Below are 15923 nucleotides of genomic sequence, written 5' to 3'. Positions count from 1 at the left end.
GGCGCCGATCAGGCCCGTTGCGTCGAGAAGGCGGCCGCCGCGCGATCAGGCCGGCACGGCCGCCGCATCGATCACGGCAACGGTGGCTTCACGCAGGCGGCGCGCGCGCTCGACGGCAGGCGTCGTCTTCGCCCACGCTTCGTTCGGCACCTCGACGCTCACCGGCAGGTGAGCGGGCAGCGCGCGCAGGATGCCCGCAAGGTCGAGACCGCCCTCGCCCGGCACCATCCGCGCGCAGCGTGCCTGGAACAGCAGCGTGTCGACGTCGGTCGGTCGTTCGGCCGGCGCATCGCAGAACTGGACGTAGCCGAAGTACGCGTGCGGCAACGCGCGCAACGCGTCGAGCGACGAGCCGGTACGATCGAAGTGGATCGGATCGACGATCAATCCGGTGTTGCGCCGGCCGCACGCGTCGACGATGCGCGCGCCGGCGCCGATGTCCTTCACGTCGGTCCACGGCATCGGCTCCAGCGACGGCGACAGGCCGAGCGGCGCGGCCAGGTCGCACAGCCGGCCGAGCCGGTCGACGGTGCGCGCCTCGTCGGGATCGTTGCCGGCCACGAGGACGTAGCGCGCGCCGAGCTCCGCCGCCGTTTCGAGCATCGGCAGGTAGTGCGTCACGTCGGTATCGGGCTTCAGGCGCGCGATCTCGACGTCGAGCACACGCATGCCCGTATCGCGCAGGACCGCCAGCGTTTCGCGCCTGAGCGGCGTATCGCCGACGATCTCGTGGCGAACCTCGGTGTCGGTGGCCGGCAGCAGTCGCAGGCCGACGTAGTCGTAGCCGGCGTCGACGGCGCATCGCACCATCTGCGGCGGGCTCAGTTCGAGCACGGTCAGCGCCGACAGCGACAGCGCGCGGAATTGAGGCTGGGTCATATCGTCTCCTTGAGCGTCATGGCGCAATACGCGGCACGTTCAGCGCAACGGCGAAAACGGCGCGGGCATGCAGATCGTCGATTCCATGGTCGTGAGGTGGGCCGGGCCGCCCTTCGGCGGCCAGATGCCGTCCTTGACCGCTTCGGCGCGAATGCGCGAACGCTCGTCCACGCTCGCATACGGCCAGATGTTCAGGAACCGCGGCGTGTCGCCGTCGAGCGCATACATCGCGCCGACCAGCGGCGAGCGGCGGGTGCGCTCCGGCACCGCCTGCTCCCACACGTCGATCGTGTGCTGCAGGCTGCCGAGCTTCGTGCCATATACGCGCATCTCATAGATGCCGCCGTGCACGGCCGGTTCGATCGGCGGCAGGAACGGGAACAGCGCATAGCTGGCCGTCTTCACGTCGATGATCGATTCGCCGCAGCCGAACGGGTTGCCTTCGAGCAGCATCCGCTTGCGCTCGGCGACGAGCGCGGCCTCCGATTCATAACCGCGCAGCACCAGCACCTGACCGAGCGTGCCGATGTCCGAGTACCACGCGCCGAGCAGCCTGCCGCCGTGCGGATCGCCGCTGGCCTGAATCCCTTCGAAGACCTGCGCGTTCGCGCCGATCTTCACCGTGAGCGTCACTACGTCATACAGTCTCATTGCGTTGTCCTCGTGGATGAATCGATGCCGGCACGCGCGAGTTCGGGCGCGGCGTCGGCGAGAGAAAGGCCGGCGAGATAACCGAACGTCATCGCCGGGCCGAGTGTGATGCCGCCGCTGGGATAGCAGCCGCCCATCATGCTGGCGGAATCGTTGCCGACCGCGTAGAGGCCGGCGATCGCACGGCCGGCGTGGTCGAGCACGCGCGCGTCGCGGTCGGTGGCCAGGCCCGCGAACGTGCCGAGGCTGCCCGGCAGCAGTTTCACCGCATAGAACGGCCCCGCGTCGATCGGCGCGAGACACGGGTTCGGCTGCCGGTCGGCATCGCCCTGCACGCGGTTGTACGGCGTCGAGCCCTTGTGAAACGCCGGATCGCAACCCTGCTTCGCGTACTGGTTGTAGGCCGATACCGTGTCCACCAGCGAAGCGGCGTCGATTCCGCATTCGCGCGCGAGCGCGTCGAGCGTCGCGCCGCGCTTCAGATAGCCCGAGCGCCGGTACGGGCCGGTCGGGAACGGAAACGGCTTCGAGAAACCGAGCCCATAGCGCCGCTGAAAGCGATGGTCGCAGACGAGCCACGCGCACACTTCCTCGCCGGCCGGCGTCGTGTCGAGCAGCGCGGCAATGAAGTCGTGATACGACGATGCCTCGTTCACGAAGCGCTTGCCCGCGCGTGTCACCGCGATCACGCCCGGCTTCGCGCGTTCGATCAGATGCGGAAACGCGACGGCGTCGCCGCCCGGTTGCGGCACCAGCGAGACGGGCGCCCACGCGGCCGGCGCATCGAGCGACCGGTCGAAATGCGCGCCGATCGATTCGCCGAGCCGGATCCCGTCGCCGGTATTGCAGAGCGGCGCCGCCGACCAGTGTTCGCGGCCCGACGGCGTATACGCGAACGTCTGCGCACGCCGCGCCTGATCGTGAGGGAAGCCTCCGCAAGCCAGCACGACGCCGCGCGCCGCGCGCACCTCGTGCACGATGCCGTCGATCGCCACGCGGGCGCCGGTCACGCGCACGTCGTCGCGCAGCAGGCCGATCGCCTTCGCATGGGTGCGCAGGTCGACCCCGCGATCGGCGGCCGACTTCAACAGGCGCGCGACGAGCGCATTGCCGTTGACGAGATGCATCGAGCACCCGTAACGCAGCTTGTGCCACGCGAACGCGGCCAGCCGGCGGCCGACATGCAGCGCGGAGCTCAGCGAGCGCGTCGCGCGATAGAAATGCGCGAGATCCTGGCCGGACGCGAGTGCCATCCCCTTGAGCGTCGTCACCGACAGCGGTGTGCGCAGCTTGTCGATCAGCGGGCCCAGTTCACGGCCGTCGTACGGCATCGCGCAGACCGAGCGCCCGCCCGTGCCGGCGCCCGGCGTGGTATGGAAATCGGGAATGCGGTTGCCGTCGACGAAGCGCAGCGCCGTGTTCCGCTCGAAGAATTCGATCATCTCCGGGCCGCGTTCGAGCAGCGCATCGGCCTTCGCCGCATCGAACTGCGCGCCCAGCTCGTTCTTCAGGTACGTGCGCGGCGCGTCGATGTCCTCGCGAATGCCGGCACGCGTCGCGAGCGGATTGCGCGGAATCCACATCCATCCGCCCGACCACGCGGTGGTGCCGCCGAACACGGCCTCCTTCTCGGCGACGATCACGCCCAGGCCCCGCGCCGCCGCCGTGACGGCCGCCGCGAGGCCGCCCGCGCCGGAGCCCAGTACCAGCACGTCGCAATCGAGTATCGGTTCACGCTTCATGTTCAGTCCTGCCCGTTCAGTATCTCCAACGCCGGATGCGACACGATCGCGACGTCTATGGAATATCATTGCGAAGTGGAATACTATTCCACTCAATCGGATTTCGCAAAGACTTTGTGACGACAGGGAGGCAACGCAATGCGAGTACTGGTAACGGGCGGCAGCGGTTTTCTCGGCGCATGGATCATCAGGAGGCTGCTGGCGCGCGGCATGGAATGCGTGAGCTTCGACGTGCGCACGAACCCGCGCCTCGTCGAGGCGCTCGCGCCCGAACGGGCCGCGGCCGTACGCTGGCGCACCGGCGACATCGCCGACGCAGCCGCCACGGCGCACGCCTTCGACGGCTGCGACGCGGCGATCCATCTCGCAGGCATCCTCACGCCCGACTGCGCGGCCGATCCCGTGCGCGGCGCGCGGGTCAACCTGATCGGCACGCTGAACGTATTCGAGGCCGCACGCTCGGCCGGGCTGCGACGCGTGCTCTATGCGAGCAGCGCCGGCGTATTCGGCCCCGACGACGGCGCCGTGCCGTTGCCGCAAACACACTACGGCGCGTTCAAGCTGGCGTGCGAAGGATCGGCACGCGCGTACTGGCACGACCACGGGATCGCGAGCGTGGGCTTCCGTCCGCTCGTGGTCTATGGGGCCGGACGCGAGACCGGATCGAGCGCGGGGCCGAGCCTGGCCTGTCGGGCGGCCGCGCGCGGCGAGCGCTACACGATTCCGTTTACCGGCGCGACGGGCCTCGTGTTCGCCGACGACGTCGCCGCCGCTTACGAGGCCGCGCTGCTGGCCGACATCGAGGGCGCACACGCCTTCACGCTGGCGGGCGAGATCACCCCGGTGAACACGCTGATCGAACGGATCGCGGCCCTCGTGCCGGGTGCGCACATCGATGCCGGCGGCCCGCCGCTGCCGATCGCGACGGCGTTCCCCGACGACCCCGCGCTCGACCGCCTGCTGCCCGGCCTGCCGCGGACCGCGCTCGACGACGGACTGCGGCAGACGGTGGCGTTCTACCGGCGCCAGCGCTAGGCCGGCGCCCGCTCCCCGCGGCTACGCGACGACGTCCGCGGGTGCAACGCCCGTGCGCGTCGCAGCCGCGCGATGCACGGCGAGCGTCGCCGCGAGCGTGCGCGCGGCGTCGTCGGCCGGACACAGCGGCGCCTCGGCGCCCGCGATCACCGCCGCGAAGTGGCGCAACTGCTCGTGATACGGATCGGCGCCATGCGGCGTGCAGCGCTCGACCGTCAACGGATCGTGCCAGCCCTTCCCGCTGCGGTATTCCCACAGATCGAGCTGCGGCAGCGTGAGCGACGCATCGGTGCCGATCAGGAAATGCGTGTTCACCTGCTGGCGCGGATAGTGCGCGGCCTCGCCCGCCGCGAGATCCCAGTTCCACGGCGAGGTCGCGCAGTCGGACACGGCCAGCGTGCCGAGCGCGCCGCTGTCGAAGCGCAGCAGCACGGCGGCCGTGTCTTCCACGTCGAAACCGCGCACGCGATTGGACGCCTGGGCCTGCACCTCGACGATCTCGCCGAGCAGGAACCGCATGATGTCGATGTCGTGAATCAGGTTGGTCAACACCGGGCCGCCGCCCGCGCGACGACGCCATTCGATGTCGAAATACGCGTCGGGCTTGTAGAACGTCGCGAGCGCATTGGCCGCGACGGGTTTGCCGAGCCGCCCCGACTGCACGATCTCTCGCGCGCGCCGCAAGACCGGATTGTGGCGGCGATGATGGCCGACCAGCAGCGGCACACCGGCTTCGCGTGCGGCGCGACCGAGGCCCGCCGCCGCCGCGACGCTGTCCGACACCGGCTTCTCGATCAGCGCCGGCACGCCGCGCGCGATGCAGGCAAGGCCGACCTCGACATGCGTCGCATTCGGCGTCGCGACGATCGCGCCGTCCGGGCGCATCGCGTCGAGCATCGTCGCGTAGTCGGCGAACCAGCGCAGCCCCTCGGCACGCGCGAACTGCTCGGCCGCCGGCGACGGATCGGCGATCGCCGCGACTTCCACCTGCGCATGCGTGCGCGCGCGCTCCACGTGCATCCGCCCGATTGCGCCTGCACCGATCACTGCCAGCCGTCTTCTTGCCATCGCTTCATCTCCGTTGTGCGGGGCGTACGTGTCGCGTCGAGCCGTTCGTCTTCCGGATCGACCGGGTGAATACCCCGATTTATTGAAACCTTCTTTGATTGTTGAATGCTATTCCACTTCTAACCAGAATTCACGAAAATTCGACACGTGTCGCGCGGCCCGCCCACGGACCGCACGGAATCGAACCTTGACCAGGAAACAGGAGGCCAGACACATGACTGATCAGCACGAGCAGAACGACACCCTTTCCGGCGCCCCGGCAGACGTGCCCGACCACCCGGCGGCGTCGCGCCGCGCGTGGCTCGTCACCGCGGGCAAGGCGCTCGCGGGCGGGGCCGCGGCGCTCGCCGCGCCGGCGATCGTGCGCGCGCAGGGCGAGCAACCGCTGAAGCTGGGCCTGCTGATGGCCAAGCAGGGCGTGTGGACCGAACAAGGCGAAGTGATCGCGAACGGCGTCAAGCTCGCGCTCGAGGAGGCGGGCAACCAGGCGCGCGGCCGGCGCGTCGATCTCGTCTGGTACGACGAACCGAACCCGCAGTCGGCGCAGCAGAACATGCAGAAGCTCGTCGAGCAGGACCACGCGATCGCGGTGATCGGCGGCACGAACAGCGGCACGTCGCTCGCGATGTCGTCGGTCGCATGGCGCACCAGGACGCCTTACATCGCGCCGAACGCCGCCGCGCGCGAGCTGACCGGCAGCAGTTGCAACCCGTACACGTTCCGCGTGCTGAGCCCGACGCCCGTCGCATGCCGCGCACTCGCGCCGTCGATGCTCGCGATCGGCAAGAAATGGCACTTCCTCGTCGCGAACTATGCGTACGGGCAGGACATTCAGCGCGCGATGTCCGACTTGTTGAAACAGGCCGGCGGCGTCATCACCGGCGCCGACGTCACGCCGCTCAACACCACCGACTTCAGCTCGTTCATCCTGAAGATCCGCCAGTCGAAACCCGATGTCGTGCTGCTCGGGCTGCCGGGCGGCGACCTGTCGACGTTCCTGAAGCAATACGCGGAAATGGGCATGAAAGGCCGCATCCCGGTGGCGTGCCCGATCATCGGCGACTCGGATCTCTGGTCGATCAACGCCGACGCCGCCACCGGCTACTACGGCAAGCCGTGGCATTTCAGCTCGCCGGGCCATGCGCCGGAAGAAGTTGCGTTCATCAGGAAGTACACGGCGAAGTACGGCAAGCCGCCGGCCGACAAGGCCTGGATCGGCTGGTTCACGGCGCGCGCACTGCTGCAGGCGATCAACCACGCGAAGAGCACGTCCGGCGCGGACATCGTGCAGAGCCTGGAGACCATTCAGCTCGCCGACGGCAGCGGCGCCGCCTACTTCCGCCCGTGGGACCACCAGTTGTTGCGGCGCTGGAGCGTGTTCAAGGTGAAGGACCGGATCGGCGACAAATGGGACTGGCTCGACCCGATCTCCGTCGTGCCGCAGAACCCCGGCGACCTCGACCGTCTCTTCGGCACACGCGAGGAGATCGGCTGCAAGATGGCCGCGCGCTGAGCCCGCGCGCCGCCGCCCCAAGCGTATCCCGCGCGCGTCGCGGCCCGCCGCTCGCCCGTCACGACGCGGCGCGGCGCGGCGGCGGCGAGCCGCACTCTGGAGTAAGGGCATGGCTGAAATGTTGTTGTCCCAGGTCGCCAACGGACTGGTGCTGGGATTCCTCTATGTATTGCTCGCGATCGGACTGTCGATCATCTGCGGGCTGCTGGGCATCGTGAATTTCGCGCATGGCGCGCTCTTCGCGCTCGGCGCGTATTTCGCGATCGCACTGTCGACGCAGTTCGGATGGGCCGCCGTCGTGCTCGCACCGGTGCTCGTCGCGGCGGTGGGCGTGCTGATCGAATTGGTGTTCATCCGGCGCCTGTACGGCAAGGAGCCGCTCCTCGGCCTGATCGTCACGTTCGCGCTGTCGCTGCTGCTCACCGCACTGGTTCGCCTCGTGTGGGGCGCGGGCGGGCTGCCGTTCAGTCCGCCCGGGATGCTCAACGGGTTTCTCGTATACGGGCCGCTGCTGATCACGAAGTATCGACTGTTCGTGCTCGCCGCGACGATCGCGATCCTCGTCGTGCTGTGGTGGTTCATGAACTACACGCCATACGGGCGGATCCTGCGCGCCGGCAGCCGCGATCCTGAAATGGTCGGCCTGCTCGGCATCAACCTGCCGCGCGTGCTGACCGGCGCGTTCGCGCTCGGCGCGCTGCTCGCGGGTGCCGCGGGCGTGCTCGCGGCGCCGCTCGTCACGGTCACGCCGGGGATGGCGACGACCGCCGTGATGCCCGCGTTCGTGATCGTCACGATCGGCGGGCTCGGCTCGTTCGCCGGCGCGGTGGTCGCGGGCCTGCTGGTCGGCATCGCGACCGCGCTGGCCGTCCAGTTCTTTCCGGCGGCTTCGTCGGTCGCGATGTACGCGCTGATGGCACTCGTCCTTCTCGTGCGCCCTCGCGGGCTGTTTGGTGAACGCTGGGAGCGCTTCGAATGAAATTCGATTATCTGACCCGCCATCCGGTTGCAGTGCTGACCACCGCGCTCGTCCTCGTGTCGCTTGCCCTCACCGCGACCGGCACGCCGCTCGAGCGCGCAACCCAGATCGCGATCTACACGCTCTACGGGATGGGCGTGAACCTGCTGGTCGCGTATACGGGGCTCGTCCCGTTCGGCGCATCGGTGTTCTTCGGCACGGCCACGTACCTGGTCGCCGTGTCGCTGCTGCGCGTGCTGGGCAACGAGTTGCTCGCGCTGGCGGCCACCGTGATCGTGACGACCGTGCTCGCCGCGCTGATCGGTGCGGTTGTGTTGCGCCGGCGTGGGCTCTACTTCTCGCTGCTCACCCTCGCCTGTTCGCAGATCGCGTTCGAGATCGCATTCAAGTGGACCGATGTGACCGGCGGTGAAAACGGCCTGCAGAACGTGCCGCGCCCGACCTTCCCGACGACCGTCGGCTTCCACGTATTCGCATGCGTGACGGTGATCGCCATCGCCTGTCTGCTATGGCGCCTCGTGCACGCGCCGTTCGGACGGGCGCTGCAGGCACTGCGCGACAACGAGCAGCGCGCGGCGAGCCTCGGCTACGACACGTATCGGCTCAAGCTGCGCGCGTTCGTGATCTCGGCTGCGGTGATCGGCTACGCGGGCGGCCTGCTGTGCCTGATGCTGCAGGGCGCGTACGCGAACAACCTGAGCTGGGAGCACGCGGGCGACAGCCTGCTGATGACCGTGCTCGGCGGTGTCCACCAGTTTCTCGGGCCGCTGTGGGGCGCGATCGCGTTCATCCTGCTCGAAGACAAGCTCAGCAGCCTGACCGAGCACTGGTGGCTGATCTTCGCGCCGATCGTCATCGCGTTCGCGTTCTTCTCGCCCGAGGGCATCCACGGCATCGCGCAGCGGCTGTTGCGACGTCCGCGCTGGACCCTCGTGCGCGACACGATTCCCGTGCGCCCCGCCACGATCGCGCCGTATCGCGCGGGCGGCGTCGAGACCGATCCCGCCACGCCCGTGCTGAGCGTGCGCGGATTGTCGAAGCGTTTCGGCTCGCTCGTGACCGCCGAACGGATCGACCTCGACGTCCATCCGTGCCGGCTGCACAGCTTCATCGGCCCGAACGGCGCGGGCAAGACCACGTTCTTCAACATGCTGACGGGCGTGCTGTCGCCGACGGCCGGCACGATCACGTTCGACGGCAAGGACGTGACGAAGCTCGCCATGTTCCGCCGCGTGCGGCTCGGCATGAGTCGCTCGTTCCAGATCCTCAGCGTATTTCGCAATCTCACCGTGTTCGAGAACGTGCGCGTCGCGGTGCAGGCCGCGCAGCACGATCGCCTCGGCCTGTGGCGCGACGCGCACACGCTCGGCGAACAGAATGAGATGACCTGGTCGCTGCTCGCGACGGTCGGGCTGGTCGAGCGCGCGGCGCATGGTTGCGAAAGCCTGTCGCACGGCGAGCAGCGCCTGCTCGAAATCGCGCTGTCGCTCGCGACTCGCGCACGCCTGCTGCTGCTCGACGAGCCGCTCGCGGGGCTTGCCGAAGCCGATCGCGTGCGCGTGGCAGCGATCATCCGCGAGCTGGCCAACCATCACGCGGTGCTGCTGATCGAGCACGACATCGATCGCGTGCTGACGATTTCCGATCGCGTCAGCGTGCTCCATCGCGGCCGGCTGATCGCCGATGGCTCGCCGGCCGAAGTCGCGCGCCATCCCGAGGTGATCGAAGCCTACCTGGGCCACGCGAAGGGCGAGCGGCCGGTCGATGCGAGGCTGGCCGCCCGACGCGGCGCACAGCACGAAGATGCCGCACCGGCGCGACGCCCGCTGCTGTGCCTCGAAGGCGTGAAGGCCGGTTATACCGGCAACACGATCCTCGACGGCATCGACCTCACGCTCCACGAAGGCGAAGTGATTGCGATCCTCGGACGCAACGGCGTCGGCAAGACGACGACGTTGCGCGCCGCGACCGGCGTCGCCGACGTGACGGCCGGGCGCATCGTGTTCGACGGCCACGACATCACCGGGCGCCCCGCGCACGAGATCAATCGTCTCGGCCTCGCGATGGTGCCCGAGGGCCGCCGCCTGTTCCCGAACCTCACGGTCGCCGAGAACCTGCGGCTCGCCGCACGCAAGGGCGGCGCGAGCGTCGACGAGATGTTCGCGCTGTTCCCGCGACTCGCGACGCGCAAGGATGCGCGCGCCGAACATCTGTCCGGCGGCGAACGACAGATGGTGGCGATCGCGCGCGCGCTGATGGCGCCGGCGAAGGCGATCCTGCTCGACGAACCGTTCGAGGGGCTCGCGCCCGCCGTCGTACAGGAAGTGCTCGACGCGGTAGTCAAGCTGCGCGAGCGCGCGAGCGTCGTAATCGTCGAGCACCAGGCCGACATGGTGCTGCCGATCGCGGATCGCGCGTACGTGCTCGTCAACGGTCGCGTCGCGCACGAAAGCAGCGCGGTCGCGCTCGAACAGGACACCGCCACCCAGGCGAAATTGCTCGGCATCGTACACGACGAGGCCGGTTCAACCCAGGAGATGAAAACAGCATGACAGCCCCCTTGACCCCGACCGCCCCGGTTTCGCTCGACGAAGGCCTGAGCGGTGCGACCCGCATTCATTTCATCGTCGGCGATCCGATCGCGCAGGTCCGTTCGCCGAAAGGCGTGACGGCCGCGCTGCGCGAGGCCGGACTCGACGCGCTGGTCGTTCCCGCTCATGTCGCACCGGCCGATCTTGCGGCGTTCTTCGCGGGCATCACACCGATGCGCAACGTCGACGGCGTGATTATCACCGTGCCGCACAAATTCAGCGCCGCCGGGTTCTGCTCGCGCCTGTCCGATGAAGCGGCATTCCTCGGCGCGGCGAATACGCTACGACGCACCGCCGAAGGCGGCTGGCACGGCGACATGTTCGATGGCACCGGTTTCGTGGCCGCGCTCGGCGACGAAGGCTGCGACCTGCGCGGCAAGCGCGCACTGCTGGTCGGCGCGGGCGGCGCAGGCTCGGCAATCGGCCATGCGCTGGTGATGGCGGGTGTCACGTCGCTCGACGTGCGCGACAACGATGCCGGCCGCACCGCGTCGCTGGTCGAGCGGCTGGCCACGCTGCAACGCGGCACGGTGCGCGTCGCCGGCGCGGAGGTCGCAGCCGAATCGTTCGACGTGATCGTCAATGCGTCGCCGATGGGCATGCGGCCGGACGATCCGCTGCCCGTCGACGTCTCGCGCGTGCCGGCCGCCGCGTTCGTCGGCGACGTCGTCACGAAGCCGCCGCTCACGCCGTTCATCGAGGCAGCGCGTGCCCGCGGTTGCCGAACCGTCACGGGCACGCAGATGTTCGCGCGGGTCTGCGATCGAATGGTCGCATTCCTGGTCGATACCGCCGCCTGAGTACATGTGGACAGGTCGCGATCGTCATGCGCGGCGCGGCCTGCCGAATCGTTTCCGCCGCGCCGGCGTCGACGCGCAGCCGGTGCAGGCATCGTGCACCCTGAATGAAGTCGCGCCTCGTCTTCCGGACATATTTCGGAACACTATTCCACTTTATTTGTTATTGGAATAACATTCCACAAAGATCGAAGCCTTTTCCGCCGCGCGCACGAATCCGGACGTGCGGCGGAACGAAACGAAGGAGACGTGGACATGGCTGCAGTGCAACAGGGTTGGGACGAAGAGGTGGACCTGCTGGTGTTCGGCGCAGGTGCGGCGGGCATGACAGCCGCGCTCGTCGCGCATCACGAGGGGCTCGCCGTCCTGATATGCGAAAAAACCGCCGCGGTGGGCGGCATCACGTCCACGTCGGGCGGCACGACCTGGGTGCCGGGCACACGCTTGAGCGTCGCCGCGGGCGTGCCCGACAGCGTCGACGATGCGCGCCGCTTCCTGCAGTCGGTGGTCGGCGCGCGCGGCGGCGACGACGCGCGCGAAGCATTTCTGCAAAGCGGCCCCGACGCGATCGACGAACTCGCGCGCATCAGCGACGTGAAGTTCGTCGCCGCCACCGCACATCCGGATTACGTCAACGGCCCGGGCGCGGCCTACGGCGGCCGGGCGCTCGTGCCCGCGCCGTTCGATGCGCGCGTGCTCGGCCGCGCGTTCGCGCGCGTGCGCCCGCCGCGCAAGGAATTCATGGGCCTCGGCGGCATGATGGTCGCGCGCGCCGACCTCAATGCGCTGCTCGCGCCGTTCGCGTCGGTCGCGAACTTCAAGCGCACGATCACGGTCGTCGGGCGCTATGCGATGGATCGCCTGCGCTTTCCGCGCGGCACGCAGCTGGTGATGGGCAACGCGCTCGCCGCCCGGCTCTATTACAGCCTGCTCAAACGCCAGGTCGAGATTCGCTTCGACACGCCGCTGCTCGAACTGGTACGCGAGAACGGCCGCGTCACCGGCGCCATCGTCACGACACCGGATGGCGGCCGCAAGCGAATCGGCGCGCGGCGCGGCGTGGTGCTCGCGACCGGCGGCATCGCGCGCCATCCGTCGCTGCGCCGGCAGTTCTTCCCTGCCGCGGCCCAGCCGCTGTCGCTGTCGCCGAATACGCATACCGGCGACGGCGTCGACCGCGCACAGCGCGTCAATGCGCGGGTCGAAAACGGCGGCGACAGCCCGGGGCTATGGATGCCGTGTTCGATCCGCCGCGCACCGGGCGCCCCCACGGGCAGCGACGGCGACAGCGTCTGGCCGCACATCATTCTCGATCGCGCGAAGCCCGGCCTCATCGCGGTCAACAGCCGCGGCGAGCGCTTCGTCAACGAATCGAACTCATACCACGACTTCGTGATGGGCATGCTGCGCGACAGCGGCAACGGGCCGAGCGTGCCGGCCCATCTGATCGTCGATGCTGCGTTCATTCGCACCTATGGCCTCGGCCTGCTGATGCCGGCGCGCAGTGCGGTCCGCATCGCCGAATTCGAACGCGCCGGCTATCTGGTGAAAGGTGCAACGCTGGCCGAGCTGGCGGCTAAGTTGCAGGTGGATGCGAACGGCCTGGCGCGCACCGTCGCGACCTACAATCGCGACGCCGCCAATGGCGAGGATCCGGCATTCCAGCGCGGCAGCAGCCCGATGAGCCGCTTCAACGGCGATCCGGCCCAACAGCCGAATCCGTGCATCCGCCCCATCGGCGCCGGCCCCTACTATGCGCTGACCGTATGGCCGGCCGATCTCGCGTGCAGCGCGGGGTTGAGCGGCACGGCGAACGGCGAGGTGATCGATGTCGACGGGCGCGTGATCCCCGGCCTGTTCGCGTGCGGCAACGATCTCGCGTCGATCTTTCGCGGCACGTACCCCGGCCCCGGCACGACGCTCGGCCCGGCCATCGTATTCGGCTGGCGCATCGCGAAGTTCGTCGCGCGACGCGAAGCGGCATCGACGGGCACATCACCCGCGGACGCGGTGCACCGCTCGACCTGCGACAGCGCGCAACGCTGACGAACGCGCCGGCACGGCACGCGCAGGCCGCGCCGGCTCACCCCATCGAGAAGGAGTCGTTCATGCAACGCATCGTCAACCGCCATCGATTGAACATGCCGAAACTGGGGCTCGGCACATGGCCCATGCTCGGCGACGAATGCACGCGCGCGGTCGCGCTCGCACTGGAGTCGGGTTATCGCCATATCGATACCGCAGCCGCGTACGAGAACGAAGCGGCGGTCGGCAACGCCATCGCCGCTTCGAACGTCCCGCGCGAGCAGATTCACGTGACCAGCAAGGTATGGTGGGACCAGTTGAACCCCGAACGCATGCGGAAATCGCTCGACGACACCTTGCGCGCGCTGCGCTGCGACTACGTGGACCTGTTCCTGATCCACTGGCCGGCGCCCGACTGGAATCTTGCCGAGACGATCGACACGCTCGTTTCGTTCAAGGAGCAGGGACGCGCCCGCGCGATCGGCGTCGCGAACTTTCCGCTTGCGCTGTTGCGCGCCGTCGTCGAACAGATGCAGGCGCCACTGGCCGCGATACAGGTCGAGTATCACGTGCTGCTCGGTCAGGCGCGGCTGCTGCAATTCGCGCGCCAACATGACATGGCGCTGATCGCGTACAGCCCGCTCGCGCGCAACCGCGTGTCGGAGATCCCGGAACTGCAGCGGATCGCCGACAAGCATCGCGTGCTGCCGAGCCAGGTGGCGCTGAAATGGCTGCTCGACCAGCCGAACGTGGCCGCCGTGCCGAAGGCGGCCGGGCAACGCAATCAGCTCGCCAATCTGGCATCGCTCGACGTGAACCTCGACGACGCTGATCGGGCGCTGATCGCCGGCCTGCCGAAGAATCAGCGGCTCGTGAGTCCGGCGTTCGCGCCGCAGTGGGATCCGGCCATGTAAGGAACGGCGTGTGGGTCGGCAATCGTTGCGGGCACGGGATGAAATCGCGGCTTCGGCACGCCTGTCGCCCACGCCGCGCGGCCCCTTCACCTGGGTGCCGGCCCGATCACAGGCGCCGGAACCCGATCGGCGTCGACGAATCGATCGACGCCGACAGACCGGAGATCGCACTGGCCAGCACTGGGGCTTTGCATCGCGCCTGCACCGCGAGCCAATGCCCGCAAGGCATTCAAATCCGGCCCCATAAATCAGAATTTGTGCCGGTCAACACCTGACCGATCAAGACCTGGCACCCGCCATCTTCCGCAAGCATGTCTTCCGGGGTTTACCTAACTGACTGGACGCCGAACGCATGCTTAAATAAATCAACTTGATTTATTTAATGCGCCGAAAGCGGCGCCACATGGAGGGAGACGCCATGCGAAGCCCGCACATCGGCCAGGGCAGCAACTCGGTCAACGTGCGCCGTTACAACGAGCGCCTTTTGCTGAAGACGCTGCGCCGTACCGGCAGCGCGTCGAAGGCCGACCTCGCCCGCCACGCGAACATGACGAGTGCGGCTGTCGGCGGCATCATCGCGTCGCTCGCCGACGCGAAACTGATCGAATTCGCCGGCCGCACCGAAGGCCAGCGCGGCCAGCCGGCGTCGCTGATTCGTCTCGATCCCAATGGGGCATTCGGCATCGGCGTCCGCATCGACCGCATGCGCATCGAAACGGCGCTGGTCAACTTCGCGGGCGAGATCATCGGCCGCCGCTCCCACGACACCCTGCTCCCTCCGCCCGCGACCGTGCTCGAACTGGTTCGCAGCGACATCGAAGAGATGCAACGGCTGCTGCCCGCGCAGGATCGCGATCGGCTGGCGGGCGTCGGCGTGGCCCATCCGTTCAACCTGGGGAGCTGGCTGCGCGAACTCGGCCTGCCGGCCGAAGCCTTCCGCGCGTGGGCCGAGATCGACCTGGCCCGGGAACTCGCTAGTGTCATTCCGCTGCCGGTGTTCAGCGAAAACGACGGCAATGCGGCCGCCATCGCCGAACTGTTCTATGGCTGCGGCCGGCAACGCGACAATTTCGTCTATCTGTTCCTCGGACCGGTGATCGGCGGCGGGATCGCGATCGACGGCGACTGCCTGCACGGCCGCACCGGCAACGCCGGCGATTTCGCCGTGATGCCCGTACACCCGAGCCGCCTGCCCTCGGCGCCCGCGCCGCACGGCGCGTGGGACATCCTCCTGACGCGTGCGTCGTTGAGCGCGCTGATTCGTCATCTGCGCCATTGCGGCGAGCAGGTCGAGAACCGCGCGGATCTCGACGACTGCATCGCACGCAACGTGCCGGCCGTCGACGAATGGATCGACGATTGCGTCGATGCGCTCGCGTTCGCGCTGCGCGGGGCGCTATCCGTACTCGATTTGCCGGTCGTCGTCCTCGATTCGGACGTCGATGCCGGCCTGCTCGACACGCTCATGCAACGCCTGGGCGTGGCGCTCGCCGACATCACGCCGGAAGCCCGCAGCGCGCCGGAACTCGTGCGCGGCTCGTTCGGCGCCGACGCCGGCGCGATCGGCGCCGCGACGCTGCCGATGTTCTTCAATTTCTCACCACGCTCCGGCATCCTGCGCGGTGCAGGCCTGGATACGCAAGAGGTCGCTTATGTCGCGTTCTGAGTCCCCCCGGCCGCTGCTCGAGATGCGCGGCATCAGCAAGACCTTCCCGGCCGTGCGCGCGCT

Annotated in this window: 12 protein-coding genes; 8 read left to right on the top strand and 4 right to left on the bottom strand. The window is 68.5% G+C overall.

Features of this window, described 5'->3' with window-relative positions; translation table 11 throughout:
- Nucleotides 1-45: 45 nt before the first annotated feature.
- Genes DIE16_RS34300 through DIE16_RS34290 form a run of 3 tightly spaced genes read right to left on the bottom strand, consistent with a single transcriptional unit; the run spans nt 46 to nt 3272 of the window.
- Nucleotides 46-879: a sugar phosphate isomerase/epimerase gene (locus DIE16_RS34300; RefSeq protein ID WP_124572116.1), complete on the bottom strand. Its 834-nt coding sequence runs from the start codon at nt 877-879 to the stop codon at nt 46-48.
- Between the two features lie 39 nt (nt 880-918).
- Nucleotides 919-1530: an NIPSNAP family protein gene (locus DIE16_RS34295; RefSeq protein ID WP_124894273.1), complete on the bottom strand. Its 612-nt coding sequence runs from the start codon at nt 1528-1530 to the stop codon at nt 919-921.
- Nucleotides 1527-3272: an FAD-dependent oxidoreductase gene (locus tag DIE16_RS34290; protein ID WP_124894272.1), complete on the bottom strand. Its 1746-nt coding sequence runs from the start codon at nt 3270-3272 to the stop codon at nt 1527-1529. The genes DIE16_RS34295 and DIE16_RS34290 overlap by 4 nt, the downstream gene beginning before the upstream one ends.
- 138 nt (nt 3273-3410) lie before the next feature.
- On the opposite strand from DIE16_RS34290, the gene DIE16_RS34285 reads away from it, so the two are divergent.
- Nucleotides 3411-4307 carry an NAD(P)-dependent oxidoreductase gene (locus tag DIE16_RS34285; RefSeq protein ID WP_044848723.1) on the top strand — a complete coding sequence of 299 codons (897 nt, stop codon included), beginning with the start codon at nt 3411-3413 and terminating at the stop codon, nt 4305-4307.
- A 21-nt stretch (nt 4308-4328) separates the two neighbouring features.
- Here the strand turns inward: DIE16_RS34285 and DIE16_RS34280 are convergent, their stop codons facing one another.
- On the bottom strand, nt 4329-5375 hold the full coding sequence (locus DIE16_RS34280; RefSeq protein WP_124646489.1) for a Gfo/Idh/MocA family protein: 1047 nt from the start codon (nt 5373-5375) through the stop codon (nt 4329-4331).
- 214 nt (nt 5376-5589) lie between these two features.
- Here DIE16_RS34280 and DIE16_RS34270 point away from each other — a divergent pair, with 214 nt between their 5' ends.
- The 7 genes from DIE16_RS34270 (at nt 5590) to DIE16_RS34240 (ending at nt 15860) form a co-directional block, all read left to right on the top strand.
- A complete protein-coding gene (locus DIE16_RS34270; protein ID WP_124530266.1) occupies nt 5590-6888 on the top strand; it encodes an ABC transporter substrate-binding protein in 1299 nt (432 codons plus the stop codon).
- Between the two features lie 109 nt (nt 6889-6997).
- Nucleotides 6998-7867 carry a branched-chain amino acid ABC transporter permease gene (locus tag DIE16_RS34265; RefSeq protein WP_124646488.1) on the top strand — a complete coding sequence of 290 codons (870 nt, stop codon included), beginning with the start codon at nt 6998-7000 and terminating at the stop codon, nt 7865-7867.
- Complete coding sequence (locus tag DIE16_RS34260; protein WP_124894271.1) at nt 7864-10419, top strand: branched-chain amino acid ABC transporter ATP-binding protein/permease; 2556 nt, start codon at nt 7864-7866, stop codon at nt 10417-10419. The genes DIE16_RS34265 and DIE16_RS34260 overlap by 4 nt, the downstream gene beginning before the upstream one ends.
- On the top strand, nt 10416-11258 hold the full coding sequence (locus DIE16_RS34255; RefSeq protein WP_124894270.1) for a shikimate dehydrogenase: 843 nt from the start codon (nt 10416-10418) through the stop codon (nt 11256-11258). The genes DIE16_RS34260 and DIE16_RS34255 overlap by 4 nt, the downstream gene beginning before the upstream one ends.
- A gap of 252 nt (nt 11259-11510) precedes the next feature.
- Complete coding sequence (locus DIE16_RS34250; protein ID WP_124894269.1) at nt 11511-13301, top strand: FAD-binding protein; 1791 nt, start codon at nt 11511-11513, stop codon at nt 13299-13301.
- A 62-nt stretch (nt 13302-13363) separates the two neighbouring features.
- Nucleotides 13364-14194, top strand: a complete 831-nt coding sequence (locus tag DIE16_RS34245; protein ID WP_124646484.1) for an aldo/keto reductase — start codon at nt 13364-13366, stop codon at nt 14192-14194.
- 418 nt (nt 14195-14612) lie between these two features.
- Entirely contained in the window at nt 14613-15860 is a 1248-nt protein-coding gene (locus tag DIE16_RS34240) for an ROK family protein (RefSeq protein ID WP_124894268.1), read from the top strand.
- Nucleotides 15861-15923 lie beyond the last annotated feature (63 nt).

It is taken from the genome of Burkholderia sp. Bp9090, from assembly GCF_003857985.1.
GTDB lineage: Bacteria > Pseudomonadota > Gammaproteobacteria > Burkholderiales > Burkholderiaceae > Burkholderia.
This window is presented reverse-complemented; position numbering and strand designations above follow the sequence as displayed.